We start from the raw sequence: 14718 nt of genomic DNA on the forward strand, positions 1-14718 counted from the left end.
CCCGCCGCTACGCCATCCCCGCCGAACTGCCGCAGGCCGATGCGCCGATCCACCGCCTGCTGCTGGGCTGCAAGGCCTACGATGCCGAGGCCGCAGCCGCCGAACTGGCGCCGCGCCTGGCCGCCGATGGCGAGTTGCTGCTGCTGCAGAACGGCCTGGGCAGCCAGGACGCGGTGGCCCAGCGCCTGCCGCAGCAGCGCTGCCTGTTCGCCTCCAGCACCGAGGGCGCGTTTCGCCAGGCCGACTTCCAGGTGGTGTTCGCCGGCAACGGCCACACCTGGCTGGGCGATCCGGCCGACCCGCTGCCGCCGCCCTGGCTCGACGAGCTCGAACGCGCCGGCATTCCCCATCAGTGGAGCCCGGACATCCTCGCCCGGCTGTGGCGCAAGCTGGCGCTGAACTGCGCGATCAACCCGCTGACCGTGCTCCATGACTGCCGCAACGGCGGCCTGCGCGAACACCCGGCCGAGGTCGCCACGCTCTGCGCCGAGCTGAGCGAGCTGCTGCAGCGCTGCGGCCAGCCGGCGGCGGCCGAGCAGCTGCACGAGGAAGTGCAGCGGGTGATAGAAGCCACCGCGGCCAACTACTCCTCCATGCACCAGGACGTGGCCCAGGGCCGCCGCACCGAGATCGCCTACCTGCTCGGCCATGCCTGCGCCACCGCCCGCCGCCATGACCTGCAGCTGCCGCACCTGCAGCACCTGCAGCAGCGCCTGCTGGCGCACCTCGGTGCACGCGGCCTGCCGCTGGACTGACGGCCCTGTCCACCAGCGCCCCCCCCCGTGGACAAGCCGGGCTGCGGCATGTCCACCCCACGACCTGTGCGCAGCCGCCCGATCCCGCCATGGCAATGGCCGCCCGGCCGCGCTAACCTGCCCTTCCCGCCCGTCACAGCGATAGCCACATGCGACTGCGTCAGCACCTCGACAACCTGCCGGTCGGCCGCAAGCTGCTCGCCGCGCTGCTGGTGCTGCTCGCCGCGGTGCTGTTGATCGCCAACCTGGCCTTTATCAGCGCCGCCTACTGGATCACCCAGGAGAGCATGGCGCCGCAGGCCCTGCACACCCTCGGCCGGCTGATCGCCAGTCCGGCGCTGAGCAAGGAGGCGCTGCACTCGCCGGCCTCCGCCGAAGCCCTGCTCAAGCGCCTGGACGACTACGCGCCGCTGCGCGCGGCGGTGATCTACGACAGCAACGGGGTCAGCCTGGCGCAGCTGCAGCGCGGCGAGAAACTGCAGGTGCCGTTGCAGCTCAGCCAGCTGCCGCACTGGCGCGAGACCGCCTTTCGCGCCAACCACCTGGTCGAGCTGCCGCACCCCAGCGGCCGCCCCGGCGCCCTGCTGCTGGTGGCCTCCAGCGAACTGCCCGGCGCCTTCTACACCGGCACCCTGACCGCCAGCCTGGCGATCCTGGCGCTCAGCGTGCTGCTCTGGCTGCTGGTGGCGCGGCAGATCAGGCGCCTGGTGACCAGGCCGATCCGCAAGCTGGAGGAGCTGTCGCGCCAGGTCACCCGCGAGGAGAACTACGCCCTGCGCGCCGCCCGCGGCAACCAGGACGAGATCGGCAGCCTGGCCGACGCCTTCAACACCATGCTGATGCGCATGGAGGCGCGCGAGCAGCAGCTCAGCCGCGCCCGCGATGACGCCCAGGCCGCCTTCGACCAGGCGCAGAGCCTGGCCGAGGAAACCCGCCACTCCAACCGCAAGCTGGAGCTGGAGGTGCAGGTGCGCAGCAAGATCGAGAAAAAGCTCACCGGTTTCCAGAACTACCTCAACAGCATCATCGACTCCATGCCCTCGGCGCTGATCGCCCTCGACGAGCAGCTCTACGTCACCCAATGGAACCAGGAGGCCAGCGCGCTTTCCGGCACGCGCCTGGACGAGGCGCTGAACCAGCCGGTGTTCCTCGCCTTCCCGCCGCTCAAGCCCTTCCTGCCACAGCTCAAGCGCACCGCCGAGCAGCACCGGGTGGAGAAGATCGAGCGGGTCACCTGGCACAAGGACGAGGAGCCGCGCCACTATGCCCTGACCTTCTACCCACTGATGGGTGGTGCCGGGCGCGGCGCGGTGATCCGCATCGACGACATCACCCAGCGCCTGGCGCTGGAGGAAATGATGGTGCAGTCGGAGAAGATGCTCTCGGTCGGCGGCCTGGCCGCCGGCATGGCACACGAGATCAACAACCCGCTCGGCGCCATCCTGCACAACGTGCAAAACATCCGCCGGCGTCTGTCGCCGGAACTGGAAAAGAACCGCGAACAGGCCGAGCAGGTCGGCGTCTGCCTGGAAAGCATCGACCGCTACCTCGAGGCCCGCGAGGTGCCGCGCCTGCTCGACGGCATCCAGCAGGCCGGCCAGCGCGCCGCGAAGATCGTCAGCCATATGCTCAGCTTCAGCCGGCGCAGCGACCGGCAACTGGCGCCCTGCCAGCTGCCGGCACTGATCGACCAGGCGCTGGAGATCGCCGGCAACGACTTCGACCTCACCGACAGCTTCGACTTCAAGGCGCTGCACATCGTCCGCGACTTCGACCCGCAGTTGGGCGCGGTGGCCGCCACCGCCAACGAGCTGGAGCAGGTGCTGCTCAACCTGCTGAAGAACGCCGCCCAGGCCATCCACCAGCGCAGCGCGCCCGACGAACCCGGGCGCATCACCCTGCGTACGCGCCAGGTCGGCAACTGGGCCGAACTGCAGGTCGAGGACAACGGCACCGGCATGAGCGAGGCCGTGCGCAAGCGCATCTTCGAGCCGTTCTTCACCACCAAGGAAGTCGGCCAGGGCACCGGCCTGGGCCTGGCGGTGTCCTATTTCATCGTCACCAACAACCACAAGGGGCAGATGGAAGTGCAATCCAAGCCCGGCCAGGGCACCTGCTTCACCCTGCGCCTGCCGCTGGCCCCCGCTCCCGACAGCACAGGACTCTGAACATGGGCTACCGCCTTTCCAAGATCTACACCCGCACCGGCGACAAGGGCGAGACCGGCCTGGCCGATGGCCGCCGGGTGACCAAGGACCACCCGCGCATCGAAGCCATGGGCGAGCTGGACACGCTCAACAGCCAGCTCGGCCTGCTGCTCGCCGAGCTGGCCGAAGGCGAGGCCAGGTGGCCGGGCTTGCAGGAAATCGCCGCGGTGCTGGCGCCCTGTCAGCACCGCCTGTTCGACCTCGGCGGCGAACTGGCGATGCCCGACTACCAGGCCCTGCAGGCCAGCGAAGTGCAGCGCCTGGAGGCGGCCATCGACTGCTGGAACGAGGAGGTCGGCCCGCTGGAGAACTTCATCCTGCCCGGCGGCTCGCGCCTGGTGGCCCAGGCCCATCTCTGCCGCAGCGTCGCCCGCGGCGCCGAACGCCGCTGCCAGCACCTCAACGCGGTGGAACCGCTGCGCGCCGAGGGTCTGGCCTACGTCAACCGCCTCTCCGACCTGCTGTTCGTCGCCGCGCGCCTGATCGGCAAGCGCCAGGGCATCGCCGAGGTGCTCTGGCAGGCGGCGGAGAAACACGACGCACCCTAGGGGCCTGGCGAGCTCAGGCCGGGGTCAGGCACTCCGGCGCATCCAGCTTGGGGTCGTTGACCAGGGTGGCCAGGGCGCGCTCGCGCAGACCGCCTTGGGGCCTGGCCAGCAGCGCCTGCAGTTGCTCCAGCCCGGTCTCGCCGCTCAGCCACAGGGCCCGCTCCTGCTCGTCGAGAATCAGCGGGCGGCGCTGCGAGGCGGCTGCCTGGGTGATCAGCGCCACGCTCAGGTACTCATGCCCGCCGACCGGATAGACCTCCCACAGCGCGGCGAAATACAGCAGCGAATCGGCGTTGGTCATCCAGTACGGGCGCTTGCGCGCTGCGCCGCGCCATTCGTAGAAACCGTTGGCCGGCAGCAGGCCGCGGCGCAGGCGCAGGGGTTCGCGGAACATCGGTTGCTCGGCCAGGGTCTCGGCGCGGGCATGCGCGGGGGTCTTCGACAGGTCCTTGAGCCAGGCCGGGGTCAAGCCCCAGCGCGCCGCGGCGGCTTCAGTCCCGGCGGCGCCGGCACGCAACAGCAGTACCTGGCCGTGCGGCGCGATATTCCAGTGCGGCTGCTGATCGGCGGGAAAACCGGGCAAGGCCGCCAGGGCCGGCGACCAGCGAAACAGGGCGTAGCGTCCACACATGCGGCAACTCGACAGGTAGGCAGGGGCGCGTCAGCACAGCAGCACGCCCTGGAAGGATTCCGGCTCGTCGCCGGGCAGGGGTTGCGCGGCATTGTACGCCCCGATCAGCGCGCGTGCCCGCTCGGCGTCATGGTCGGCTACCAGCAGCGCGAGCAGCCCGCAGACCGGCAACTCGCCCACCGCACCGACCAGGTGCTGGCCGAGCAGATGCGCCTCGATACCCTCGCTGGCCAGCATGCCCAGCAGCATCTCGCCCTCCAGCAGATTCTCCGGCTCGTAGATTCGTTGCATCAGTCGTTCTCCCCGCGAACCTCCAGTTGCCAGTCGACGCCGTCGGTGCGCAGCTCGAACAGGATCGGTCGGCAGCACACCGGGCAATCCTCGATATAGGACTGATCACCCGCCGACAGATCGAGCACGGCTTCGGCCGGCTCGCCGCAGTAGGGGCAGAAATAGGCCTCGGTTTCCAGCATCGCGGCCTCCTTGTGACTTGGCGGTATAATCGCCGGTCTATTGCTGGCCTGTTCGCCAGGCGTTTTCGTTCAGCACCTCATTTCAACCATAGCCGTTCTACAACAAGAGAGCATGATGGGCGCATTCGATGCCATCCGACCCTATGCCGACGCAGAAGTACGCCCCGTACTGGCGCGCCTGCTCGCCGACCCGGCCTTTCTCGGCACCCTCACCCGCTTTCGCTTCCCGCGCCTGGCCGGGCCGCTCGGCTGGTTGCTCAAGCCGCTGATCGCCGCGCGCCTGCGCAGCGAGTTCGCCGGCATCGACTCGGTGGCCAAGCTGCAGGAGAAGATCGAGCCCTACGTCGACCGCAGCATCGAGCGCGCCAGCGACGGCATCACCTACTCCGGCCTCGAGCACCTGCAACCGGGCAAGGCCTACCTGTACCTGGCCAACCACCGCGACATCGTCATGGACCCGGCATTCGTCAACTACGCGGTGTACCACGCCGGCCTGCAGACGCCGCGCATCGCCATCGGCGACAACCTGCTGCAGAAGCCCTTCGTCGGCGACCTGATGCGCCTGAACAAGAGCTTCATCGTGCACCGCTCGATCAGCGGCCGGCGCGAGAAGCTGGCGGCCTACCAGCTGCTCTCGGCCTATATCAACCACTCGATCCGCGAGGACGGCGAGTCGATCTGGATCGCCCAGGCCGAAGGCCGCGCCAAGGACGGCGACGACCGCACCGATTCGGCGATCCTCAAGATGTTCCACATGAGCCGCAAGGACGAGCCGTTCGCCGCGGTGATCGACTCGCTCAACCTGATCCCGGTGTCGATCAGCTACGAGTACGACCCCTGCGACCTGGCCAAGGCCCGCGAGCTGAGCGTGCGTGCCGCCACCGGCAGCTACACCAAGGCACCCGGCGAGGACGACGCCAGCATCGCCCTCGGCATCACCGGCTACAAGGGTCGCGTCCACCTGCACTTCGGCGCCCCGGTCGCAGGTCTGGACGACACCAAGCAGCTGGCCCAGGAACTGGACCGGCAGATTCTCGGCCAGTACCGCCTGTTCCCGGTGCACTACCTGGCCTATGCCATGTGGGCGCAGCGCGACCCGGAGCTGGCGGTGCCCGCCGCCCGCGAGCTGTTCGCCGCCGACGAACTGGCCAAGGCCGAGGCTGAGTGGAACAGGCGCCTGGCCGCCTGCAGCGCCGAGGAGCAAGCCTACCTGGTGCTGCAATACGCCAACCCGGTGCGCAACCAGTACCGGATCAAGGCCGGCCTGCCGCTCTGAAAGACCCCGCCACAAAGGAAAACGGCAGCCCGAGGGCTGCCGTTTTCGTATCTGTCGCCCATTACAGCCGCGTGCTGAACCAGGACAGCAGCAGCGCCGCTGCCAGGCAGGCGCCGCCGAAGCGGTAGAAGAAGCGATTGATGCGCAGGGTGCGCTCGTCGCACGCCTCGGCCTCGGCGCTCAGGCTTTCCAGTTCGCCCTGCGCCAGCATGCGGGCCTGGCCGCGCTGCTCGCGCAGGCGGGTCATCAGGCACAGCCAGGCGCCGGCCAGGCCGAAAAACAATGCCAGCGCATTCATCGCCACGGCCGGATGGGCGAGGAACAGCGACCACAACATCTGCAGCGACATGCAACACCTCGGGATCAGCTCGGTGCAGCGACACCGCCGCCGCACCAGAATGGGGATTCACGCCGAAAATGAGGTGCAGCAGCGCCCGTTCCGGCCGTCGAAAGTCGTCGCGCAGTGTACTGAAATCCACGTTTTATAAGGTTCGTTTCCGACGAACGCGGCGGCTATCCCGAAATCGTCTGAAAACTGTCATGTCCCTGGCCTAGGGTTTGTATCTCTCATCCTGACCACGCAGTCACGACCTGCAGTGGAGCCTTACCCTTAATGTCCGCGGAGGACCTGCCATGCTCAACCCACAACCGCTGGATCGCGACTACCTGATCGACTCGCTGGATGAAGTGGACGCAGTGGTCGACGAACTTTCCTTCAACGTGCAGGACCACCACTGGCTGGTCTACTGCGCCCTGGGCGGTCACGAACACTACGACCTGCCAGACATCGACAACCGCACCGGCATGAGCCTGCCGGAGCTCTACGAGCAGGCTGCCTGAAGCGCCCGCAGAAATGAAAACGCCCCGCAATGCGGGGCGTTTTCGTGTCGGGGCTCTGCGTTACTGCAGCAGCACCTGACCGATGGTCGGATCCTTGAAGGCACGGGTCAGGGCATCGCTGAGCACGTCGCTGACCAGCTTGGTGTTGGTCTGCTGGTTCGGCGCCATGCCGAAGCGCTGGTTCAGCGAGGCGCCGTAACGGCCGCTGTAGCGGCGGCTGGCGCCCTGCACGTCGGCGCGGATGGAGGCGGTGATGTCGGCCTCGGTGACGTACAGGCCTTCCTTGGGCGACTGGTACTTCAGCTCGGCCAGGGTCAGGGTCAGCTGCGGCGCGTTGTAGGCGTTGCTCGACGGGGTGAAGCCGAGCAGGCGTACCGCGGCCTCGGCCTCGGCCTGCAGCTTGGGCAGGATGGCTTCGCTGCTGACGCTGATGGCGCTGGTTTCCGGATACAGGCCGCCGCGGGTGCCGAGGTTCGGCGACGGACGCCCGTCGACCACCCGAACCACCACCGGCTGGCCCTGACCGACCGCGGTCAGCGCGCTGGTGAGCTTGGGTTGCGGGCTGAGTTGCTGAGGGCTGTGGGCGCAACCGGCCAGGGTCAGGCTGGCGGCGGCAAGCAAGGCGAACAACGCGCGGTGCAACATGCTCATCTCTCCAAGAGGGGTTGAAAAAGTGGCCGGCAGTATACCCAGCGGCGACTGGCGCCGACAGCACTCGCAGTATCGGACTGCCAGCCCCGGCCTGCGGTTCCTGTCATCAGCCTGTCACCGCCGTACGGCATAAAGGACGCCAGCCCATCCGCCGGAGTTTTCGCCATGTCGCTGCTGCGCCGCCTGTTCAGCCCCCGCCGCCCGCTGCGTCATTTCGCCTGGCTCGACGCCCAGGGGCATTGCCGCGCGCTGCGTCAGGCGCAGGCGCATCCGCAGCAGGCCGGCTGGGTCGAGGTGAGCGAGTCGCGCCCCTGCTGGCTGGGGGCGCCGCTGCCCGCCGGCGTGCGCGTCACACCGGTCGTCACGCATGCAGCAGACGCCCGGCCGTTGGCGGCCTGACCGACGGAAGAAGAAAAGTCACGCAGGGCGATCAATTTCGCCTCATTCACCGCTATAATCGCGCCCCGATTATAAGGACGTCTCCTGATCGGGCCGCACCACCTCGCCGATGCTAGGTCATCGCTCCCGCCCCAGAGAGTCGCCCACTTCGCGCTGCCGTTTCCGGCCAGCCGCTTTAAGCCCATACGCAGAGCCGATTGCAGCCATGCAATGCATGACCTGCGCGGGGTAGAAGCGCGCCGAGGCAGACGAGCTTTTGAGGTTCACCGCTCCAAAAGAGCGTGAAAAAACGGTTTTTACAACTTCACAAGAGTGTGGCGAATAAATGAACAATTTTGCGTCCGCAAATCCCAGCCTTAACCCTCCCGGCCGCGCGACCAGGCACTGCGTCTGAGTCCACCGGCATCGCCCTAGCAGGCCGACAGGCCGTCAATCTGGTGCAGTATTTCTTGGAGTGAGGTTAATGGCGCATAACGATTACCAAAGCGTAGATGTGGTGCTGGTCGGCGCCGGCATCATGAGCGCGACCCTGGGCGTGCTGCTCAAGGAACTCGATCCCGGCATCACGCTGGAAGTGGTGGAACTGCGCGAGTCCGGCGCGGTGGAAAGCTCCAACCCCTGGAACAACGCCGGCACCGGCCACGCCGCGCTGTGCGAGCTGAACTACACCCCGGAAGGCGCCGACGGCAGCATCGACATCAAGAAGTCGGTGAGCATCAATGCCCAGTTCGAGGAGTCCAAGCAGTTCTGGGCCTACCTGATCGACAAGGGCGCGATCAACTCGCCGAAATCCTTCATCAACCCGGTGCCGCACATGAGCTTCGTGCGTGGCCAGGACGGCATCGCCTTCCTCAAGAAGCGCTTCGAGGCCCTGCGCCAGCACCATGCCTTCAGCGCCATGGAGTACACCGAGGATCGCGCCACCATCGCCGACTGGGCGCCGCTGCTGATCCCCGGCCGCGACCCCGGCGAGCCGCTGGCCATGACCCGCGTGCAGGCCGGCACCGACGTCAACTTCGGTGCGGTCACCCAGCAGATGCTCGACTACCTGGCCAGCCAGGCGGACGCCAAGGTCACCTGCAACCAGAAGGTCACCGACCTCAAGCGCGAAGACGACGGCTGGCGCGTCAGCGTCAAGGACACCCAGACCGGCGCCACTCGGCAGATCCAGGCCAAGTTCGTCTTCCTCGGCGCCGGCGGCGGCGCCCTGCCGCTGTTGCAGCTGTCCGGCATCCCCGAAGGCAAGGGCTTCGGCGGCTTCCCGGTGAGCGGCCAGTGGCTGCGCTGCGACAACCCCGAGGTGGTGGCCAAGCACCAGGCCAAGGTCTACAGCCAGGCCGAAGTCGGCTCGCCGCCGATGTCGGTGCCGCACCTCGACACCCGCGTGGTGGACGGCAAGAAATCCCTGCTGTTCGGCCCTTACGCCGGCTTCTCCACCAAGTTCCTGCGCCACGGCTCGTTCCTCGACCTGCCGCTGTCGGTACGCCCCAACAACATCGGCCCGATGCTGGCGGTGGCGCGCGACAACATGGACCTGACCCGCTACCTGATCAAGGAAGTGATGCAGTCCGAAGAGCAGCGCCTGAAGACCCTGCGCGGCTTCTACCCCGAGGCCAAGGCCGAGGACTGGCGCCTGGAAGTGGCCGGTCAGCGCGTGCAGATCATCAAGAAGGACAGCAAGAACGGCGGCATCCTGCAGTTCGGCACCGAGCTGGTGGCCGCGGCCGACGGCTCCATCGCCGCCCTGCTCGGCGCCTCGCCGGGCGCCTCGGTGACCGTGTCGATCATGCTCGACCTGATCCGTCGTTGCTTCCCCGAGCAGGCCCAGTCCGCGGACTGGCGCAGCAAGCTGGACCAGATCTTCCCGGCCATGGCCGACGTCCTGGCCAAGGACGCCGAGCGCTACCGTGAAGTGCAGGCGCAGTCGAACCAGCGACTGCAACTCGACGCCGGCGCCTGATCGGCCCGCGCACAAGAAACCGCCCTTAGGGGCGGTTTTTTATTGATGCCGTAGCGCGCGCGCCGCTCCCCAACTTTCCGCTGGCCAAGCGTCGATGGCCGGATATGACTGCAACATTGGCTGTTGCGAACCTGTGCCGGTAAGCCCGCTGACGCCATAGTCGGTCGCACTTCATCAGCGCAAGGGAGCCCTTATGGCCAGCACCACCCCGGAAGGTTTGCAGATCCGCCCCCGACACATGGACTTCGACCTGCCCAACCCGCTGCCGCGCCACTGGAACGGCGGCGACGCCTTCAAGACCCACCTGTTCGATGCCATGTCGGTGCTGTTTCCCGACGGCGAACGCTTCTTCATCGACTCGGTGCGCCAGTTCCGCGACCGCATCGACGACCCGCTGCTGAAGGAGCAGATCCGCGGCTTCATCGGCCAGGAGGGCCATCACAGTCGCGAGCACCTGGAATACAGCCAGCGCCTGCGCGACCTGGGTTACGACATCGAGCGCATCGAGAAGCGCGCCCGCGCGCGCATCCGCTATACCCAGAAGAAGTTCTCGCGAGAGCGTCAGCTGGCCGCCACCGCGGCGCTGGAGCACATCACCGCGATCATGGCCGACGGCCTGCTGAAGAACCCGGCGCACATGGCCGGCGCCCATCCGACCCTGGTGCGCCTGTGGCGCTGGCATGCGCTGGAAGAGACCGAGCACAAGGCGGTGGCCTTCGACGTCTACAACCAGGTGTGCGGCAGCCGCAAGCTGCTGCGCCGGGCGATGGTGATGGGCACCTTCTTCTTCGTCCTCGACACCACCCGCGGCCTGGCGCATATGCTCAAGGTCGACGGCCTGCTGTGGAACTGGCGCGTGTGGCGCGACGGCCTGCGCTGGATGTGGGGCAAGGACGGCGTGTTCCGCCCGCTGATCGGCACCTACCTGGACTTCTTCAAGGACGGCTTCCACCCCTGGGAGCACGACAACCTCGCGCTGCTGCACGCCACCCGCGAGGAGTTCGACGGCGCGCCGCAGCCCCAGGCCAGCGCGGCCTGACACCACCCGCTCCTTTTCTCCGGCGGAAAAGGAGCGCCCTCCCCCATGATTTCCGCTCCGAACGCCGCTGCTCCTGAGGTTTCATGAGCCCCTGGATCGCTCGGGGAAAGTCCCAGGTGGGGCTCGTCGCCCGCCGCCGCAGCGCTAAAGATTGAATATCTCTCTCGCCGATCGTGCGATCTCGGTATCCAGAACGTCGATCGTCGCTTGATTCTGTCGATGCGCGGCAGTGAGGCGATGCCGTCCGTCCGCGGTACGAATCCGGATCATCCCGCCCTCGTCCACAAGTTTCTCAATCGCGATAGCAGGTAGAGGCTGGTTGAGAATCAGCATGTTCACATAATGCTGAACCGCTGGCTCGTGGATGTTGTTGTCCCTCTGGGATCGCTGCCAGTTATCCCAAAGCCCTTGGACGCTCAGTGCTATGGTCATGGGCCACTCCTTGCTGTTGAGGACAAAGCACAGGGTAGAAGGCCGCACCCGACCTGTCGAAGCAGGTCGGGCCGCCCGCCGCTCTCGCAGGAGCGTCCCGACCGTGGCGGGACGCATCAACCCAGCAGAAACCTCATCGCATCGGCCGCGCTCTGCTCGGCAATCTCCTCCATGGGAATGTGCCCGACGCCCGGGTAGGTCTTGACCTGGATGCCCGGCAAATCGCGCTGCCACAGCGGCACGTGCTTGGGCGAGATCCAGCGGTCGCGCTCGCCCCACAGCAGCAGGGTCGGCGCCTGGATCTGCGCCACCCGCTGCGGCGTGGCGTGCAGCTCCTCTCTGTTGACCTTGAGCAGCACGCGGAAGATATCCATCATGCCGCGGCGATTGCCGGGCCGGCGCGACAGGTCGTAGTAGCGGTCGACCACCCCTGGCTTGATCCGCCCCGGCTCGCCGTAGACCTCCTTGATGCCCAGGGCGATCAGCGCACGCGGCATCCACAGCGGCATGGCCAGGGTGGCGCCGGGCAGCGCGGCGGCGGCGATCATCCACGGCACCTTGGCCATGGGGTAGCCGGCCGGGTCGACCAGCACCAGCTTGCTCACCCGCTGCGGCTGGGCCAGGGCGAAGTTCCAGGCGATATAGCCACCGAGGGAGTTGCCGGCGATATCCGCCCGCTCCACCTGCAGGTAGTCGAGCAACAGGCCGAGCACGCGAATCATGCGCTCGGCCGAATACTCGCCGTCGCGCGCCGGGCCGGTGAGGCCGAAGCCCGGCACGTCGAAACGGATGATCCGGTAGTGCGGGGCGAAGGCCTGCACCCAGCCATCCCAGGTGTGCAGCGAGGCGACCACGCCGTGGATCAGCACCAGCGCCGGCTTGTCGCGGCTACCCTCGTCGCGGTAGTGGATATTGAAACCGTCCAGCTCGATATAGCGCGAACCGCTCTCGGCACTGCCGTAGCGGGCCTTGAGGCGCTCCAGCGGCAGGGCGCCGAAGCCCAGGCGGGCGAAACCGACGGCCAGGGGCGGTTGCAGGGACAGGCTGTTGGCGGACATGCGGGCACCTCGATATTGTTATGGGCACCCGTCATCAGAGCATGAGCCGGCGCCGGATACCGCCCAACCTAGGTTGAGCCGGGGCACAGCGAGGCGATCAGCAGGTCGCCGAGCACCGCCTTGGCCCGCTCGATCTCCGCGCGACTGGCGCTGCGCCCGAGCAGGTCGAGGGAGGCGGCCTCCAGCGCCCAGATCAGCGCCTGATAGACCAGCGGATCGCGCGGCGCCAGCTCCGGCTCCAGGCGCTCCACCAGCAGGCGCAGCATCTCCTGGTGGGCACGCTGGCGATGCGCGGCCAGCGGCGACTCGGCGCGCAGCGCCTCCTCCTGCATCAGACGGATGATCGGGCCGACCGCCAGGTGATAGTCGAAAAACCGCCCGACCATGGCGCGCAACCAGGCCTGCGGGCTGCCGGCCACCTGCTGCATCTCGCGAAAGCGCGCCAGCAGGAGCAGCACCGAGGTCTGGTAGATGCCCTCGAGCACCTCCATCTTGTTGGTGAAGTACTTGTAGAAGGTGCGCCGCGACACCTGCGCGGCATCCAGCAGGTCGTTCACCGTGACCTGCTCCAGGCCCTTGCGGGCGAACAGGGGAATCGCCGCCAGCTGGATATTGGTGCGCTGCAGGTGACCGACCAGCGGCCCCGCGCCGGCCTGCTGCGAGGTCAGCGCGCCGTAGCCGCCCAGGTCCTCGAACACCGCGCGGATGGCTCCGTGCTCGGCCAGCTCGTCCATGCCCTCTCCCCAACCAAGGCGCGGGTGACGCCGGTCTCCGAGCTGGGTACTCTGGAGCCGCCTCTAGCCGCGGATATTCATCGTGTCGCCCACCCTAGCACGTCGCCTGCTCTGGCCGCTGGCCATCCTTTTGCTGGTCTGCCAGGCGCCGGCCGGCGCCGCCGAGCTGTTCTACCTGGGCCAGCGCATCCCGGACATCCACCAGCCCTGGCGCAGCGGCGACTACCAGCAGTTGCACGCGGCCCTGGAGCAGATCGACAAGACCCAGGCCAATGCCCTGCCGCGGCGCAGCGGCGAATTCACCGGGCCGATCTACCAGCGCATGGTCTCGGCGGAGAACTTTCGTCCGCAGCTGAATATCTACGCGCCGCTGGAGCTGCGGCAGAACGAGGCGCGCGAAGTGCTGTTCCAGCTCAAGGAGCTGATGCGCCTGTACTTCGATTTCCGCGCCAAGCAGCAGCCCTACGCCGCCGAGGCCCTCGGCCTGATGAGCTACTCGCTGCGCCAGCAGGCCATCCTCTTCACCCTCACCACCGAGTTCTGGATGACCCTGTCGCAGAGCGAACAGAGCAACCCGGTGCGCCTGCAGGGCCTGCAGGAGACCAAGGCGGCGGCGGCGATGCTCACCGGCAGCGCACTGGACTACCTGGAGCTGACCCAGGCCTTCGGCCGCGACGAGCTGCTGCTGTACAGCGCCGAGCTGAGCCAGCAACTGCCGGAGCTGTTCGTCCACCTGCCGGCCGAGGTGCAGGCGCAGTTGCTGACACGCATCGACGAGCTGGCGAGCGACCATCGTTACCCCCAGGTGCAGAGCAACATGGCCGAGCTGCTGCCGGTGCTGCAGATGATCCACCGGGACGTGCAAGCCAAGCTGGCGCAGCCGCCCACGCCGGTGCTCAAGGCGCCGACGCTGGATCTGTCGCTGCCGGGTTCAGCGCAATAGGCCAAGGCCCTTGGCCCGCGCCACCGCCTGGGTGCGGCGTTCGACGCCGAGCTTGCTGTTGATGTGGCGGGCGTGGGTCTTGACCGTGTGCAGGGAGATGAACAGGCGCTCGCTGATCTCCTGATTGGAGCAGCCGCCGGCGATCAGCTGCAGCACCGCCAGCTCGCGGGCGCTGAGTTTCTCGGTCAGCACGCCCTCCTCCGTCAGCGCCTCCTCGCCCTCGCCCTGTCCCGTCGGCAACTGCCCAAGCAGGGCCTCGCGCAGCGGGCAAACCGGCCGTGCGAGCAGGCGCTCGCGCAGCCACTGCGGCTGGTGCTGGAGCAGTTCGACGAAGGGCAGCAAGGCGCCTCCCTGCGCCACCTCCAGGCAGGCGTCGAACTGCTGCTGCGCCTCGCGCTCGCGCCCGTTCTGGCGCAGCAACTGGGTCAGTTGCGCCTGCGCCATCAGCCCAACCAGTTGCCCGCCCAGGCCGTGGGCACGCTGCTGCAGTGCGCGCAGGCGCCGCTCGGCCGCCTCCGCCTGCCCCTGCAGGCGCTCCAGCGCGGCCTGCTGCAGATCGATATGCAGCGCCAGCTGCGGGTGGAACTCCGGCGCCACCGCCCGCCCCTGGGCACCGTAGGTCTCGCCCAGTTGCGGCAGCCAGGCCGCCGCCAGCTCGACCTGGCCCTGGCGCAGCCACAGCTCGCATTTGCTCAGGGTAATCATCGCCAGGTAGTAGATCGCCGGCACGTCCCACACGTGCATCAACCGCTCAGCCTCGCCGAGCAGGGCG

At 67.7% G+C, this 14718-nt stretch carries 18 protein-coding genes; 9 read left to right on the forward strand and 9 right to left on the reverse strand.

Translation table 11 applies throughout. The features are described from left to right. The 3 genes from N878_RS24150 to N878_RS24160 form a co-directional block, all read left to right on the forward strand. The coding region (locus N878_RS24150) for a putative 2-dehydropantoate 2-reductase (protein ID WP_021446056.1) at positions 1 to 755 on the forward strand (755 nt) is incomplete at its 5' end. Positions 756 to 904: 149 nt separating this feature from the next. After that, positions 905 to 2923 carry a HAMP domain-containing sensor histidine kinase gene (locus N878_RS24155; RefSeq protein ID WP_021446057.1) on the forward strand — a complete coding sequence of 673 codons (2019 nt, stop codon included), beginning with the start codon at positions 905 to 907 and terminating at the stop codon, positions 2921 to 2923. Between the two features lie 2 nt (positions 2924 to 2925). Beyond that, positions 2926 to 3510 (forward strand): cob(I)yrinic acid a,c-diamide adenosyltransferase, encoded by a 585-nt coding sequence (locus N878_RS24160; protein WP_021446058.1) that lies wholly within the window; start codon positions 2926 to 2928, stop codon positions 3508 to 3510. 13 nt (positions 3511 to 3523) lie between these two features. Here the strand turns inward: N878_RS24160 and N878_RS24165 are convergent, their stop codons facing one another. The 3 genes from N878_RS24165 to N878_RS24175 are packed head-to-tail and all read right to left on the reverse strand — an operon-like array spanning position 3524 to position 4614. After that, positions 3524 to 4141, reverse strand: coding sequence for an SOS response-associated peptidase (locus tag N878_RS24165; protein WP_021446059.1), 618 nt, complete (start codon positions 4139 to 4141; stop codon positions 3524 to 3526). 30 nt (positions 4142 to 4171) lie between these two features. Continuing rightward, positions 4172 to 4432 (reverse strand): DUF2007 domain-containing protein, encoded by a 261-nt coding sequence (locus N878_RS24170; protein WP_021446060.1) that lies wholly within the window; start codon positions 4430 to 4432, stop codon positions 4172 to 4174. Further along, a complete protein-coding gene (locus N878_RS24175; RefSeq protein ID WP_021446061.1) occupies positions 4432 to 4614 on the reverse strand; it encodes a CPXCG motif-containing cysteine-rich protein in 183 nt (60 codons plus the stop codon). Before N878_RS24175 ends, N878_RS24170 begins: the two co-directional genes overlap by 1 nt. Positions 4615 to 4726: 112 nt before the next feature. Here N878_RS24175 and N878_RS24180 point away from each other — a divergent pair, with 112 nt between their 5' ends. Continuing rightward, on the forward strand, positions 4727 to 5890 hold the full coding sequence (locus tag N878_RS24180; RefSeq protein ID WP_051365833.1) for a 1-acyl-sn-glycerol-3-phosphate acyltransferase: 1164 nt from the start codon (positions 4727 to 4729) through the stop codon (positions 5888 to 5890). 61 nt (positions 5891 to 5951) lie between these two features. Here N878_RS24180 and N878_RS24185 read toward each other — a convergent pair whose 3' ends face one another. Further along, entirely contained in the window at positions 5952 to 6239 is a 288-nt protein-coding gene (locus N878_RS24185) for a hypothetical protein (RefSeq protein ID WP_021446063.1), read from the reverse strand. Between the two features lie 284 nt (positions 6240 to 6523). Between N878_RS24185 and N878_RS24190 the strand changes: the two genes are divergently transcribed. Beyond that, complete coding sequence (locus N878_RS24190) at positions 6524 to 6730, forward strand: hypothetical protein (protein ID WP_021446064.1); 207 nt, start codon at positions 6524 to 6526, stop codon at positions 6728 to 6730. A gap of 60 nt (positions 6731 to 6790) precedes the next feature. Here N878_RS24190 and N878_RS24195 read toward each other — a convergent pair whose 3' ends face one another. Further along, positions 6791 to 7375: a YajG family lipoprotein gene (locus tag N878_RS24195; protein ID WP_021446065.1), complete on the reverse strand. Its 585-nt coding sequence runs from the start codon at positions 7373 to 7375 to the stop codon at positions 6791 to 6793. A 171-nt stretch (positions 7376 to 7546) separates the two neighbouring features. Here N878_RS24195 and N878_RS24200 point away from each other — a divergent pair, with 171 nt between their 5' ends. From N878_RS24200 to N878_RS24210, 3 genes are all read left to right on the forward strand, one after another. After that, on the forward strand, positions 7547 to 7780 hold the full coding sequence (locus tag N878_RS24200; protein WP_021446066.1) for a hypothetical protein: 234 nt from the start codon (positions 7547 to 7549) through the stop codon (positions 7778 to 7780). A gap of 463 nt (positions 7781 to 8243) precedes the next feature. Continuing rightward, positions 8244 to 9740 carry a malate dehydrogenase (quinone) gene (mqo, locus tag N878_RS24205; RefSeq protein WP_021446067.1) on the forward strand — a complete coding sequence of 499 codons (1497 nt, stop codon included), beginning with the start codon at positions 8244 to 8246 and terminating at the stop codon, positions 9738 to 9740. A 193-nt stretch (positions 9741 to 9933) separates the two neighbouring features. Further along, entirely contained in the window at positions 9934 to 10779 is an 846-nt protein-coding gene (locus N878_RS24210) for a metal-dependent hydrolase (RefSeq protein ID WP_021446068.1), read from the forward strand. 144 nt (positions 10780 to 10923) lie between these two features. Here the strand turns inward: N878_RS24210 and N878_RS24215 are convergent, their stop codons facing one another. The 3 genes from N878_RS24215 to N878_RS24225 all read right to left on the reverse strand — a co-directional run bounded on the left by N878_RS24215 (position 10924) and on the right by N878_RS24225 (position 13003). Further along, positions 10924 to 11211, reverse strand: a complete 288-nt coding sequence (locus N878_RS24215; RefSeq protein WP_021446069.1) for a hypothetical protein — start codon at positions 11209 to 11211, stop codon at positions 10924 to 10926. 116 nt (positions 11212 to 11327) lie between these two features. Beyond that, a complete protein-coding gene (locus N878_RS24220) occupies positions 11328 to 12269 on the reverse strand; it encodes an alpha/beta fold hydrolase (protein WP_021446070.1) in 942 nt (313 codons plus the stop codon). Positions 12270 to 12337: 68 nt separating this feature from the next. Next, positions 12338 to 13003: a TetR/AcrR family transcriptional regulator gene (locus N878_RS24225; protein WP_021446071.1), complete on the reverse strand. Its 666-nt coding sequence runs from the start codon at positions 13001 to 13003 to the stop codon at positions 12338 to 12340. 82 nt (positions 13004 to 13085) lie between these two features. Between N878_RS24225 and N878_RS24230 the strand changes: the two genes are divergently transcribed. After that, the gene (locus N878_RS24230) at positions 13086 to 13946 is read left to right on the forward strand and encodes a hypothetical protein (protein ID WP_021446072.1); all 861 of its coding nucleotides are present in this window, start codon (positions 13086 to 13088) and stop codon (positions 13944 to 13946) included. Here the strand turns inward: N878_RS24230 and N878_RS24235 are convergent. Further along, on the reverse strand, positions 13935 to 14718 hold a 784-nt coding region (locus tag N878_RS24235; protein ID WP_218186871.1), incomplete at its 5' end, for a LuxR C-terminal-related transcriptional regulator. The two genes, N878_RS24230 and N878_RS24235, sit on opposite strands and share 12 nt — an antisense overlap.

It is taken from the genome of Pseudomonas sp. EGD-AK9 (assembly GCF_000465935.2).
Classification (GTDB): Bacteria; Pseudomonadota; Gammaproteobacteria; order Pseudomonadales; family Pseudomonadaceae; genus Aquipseudomonas.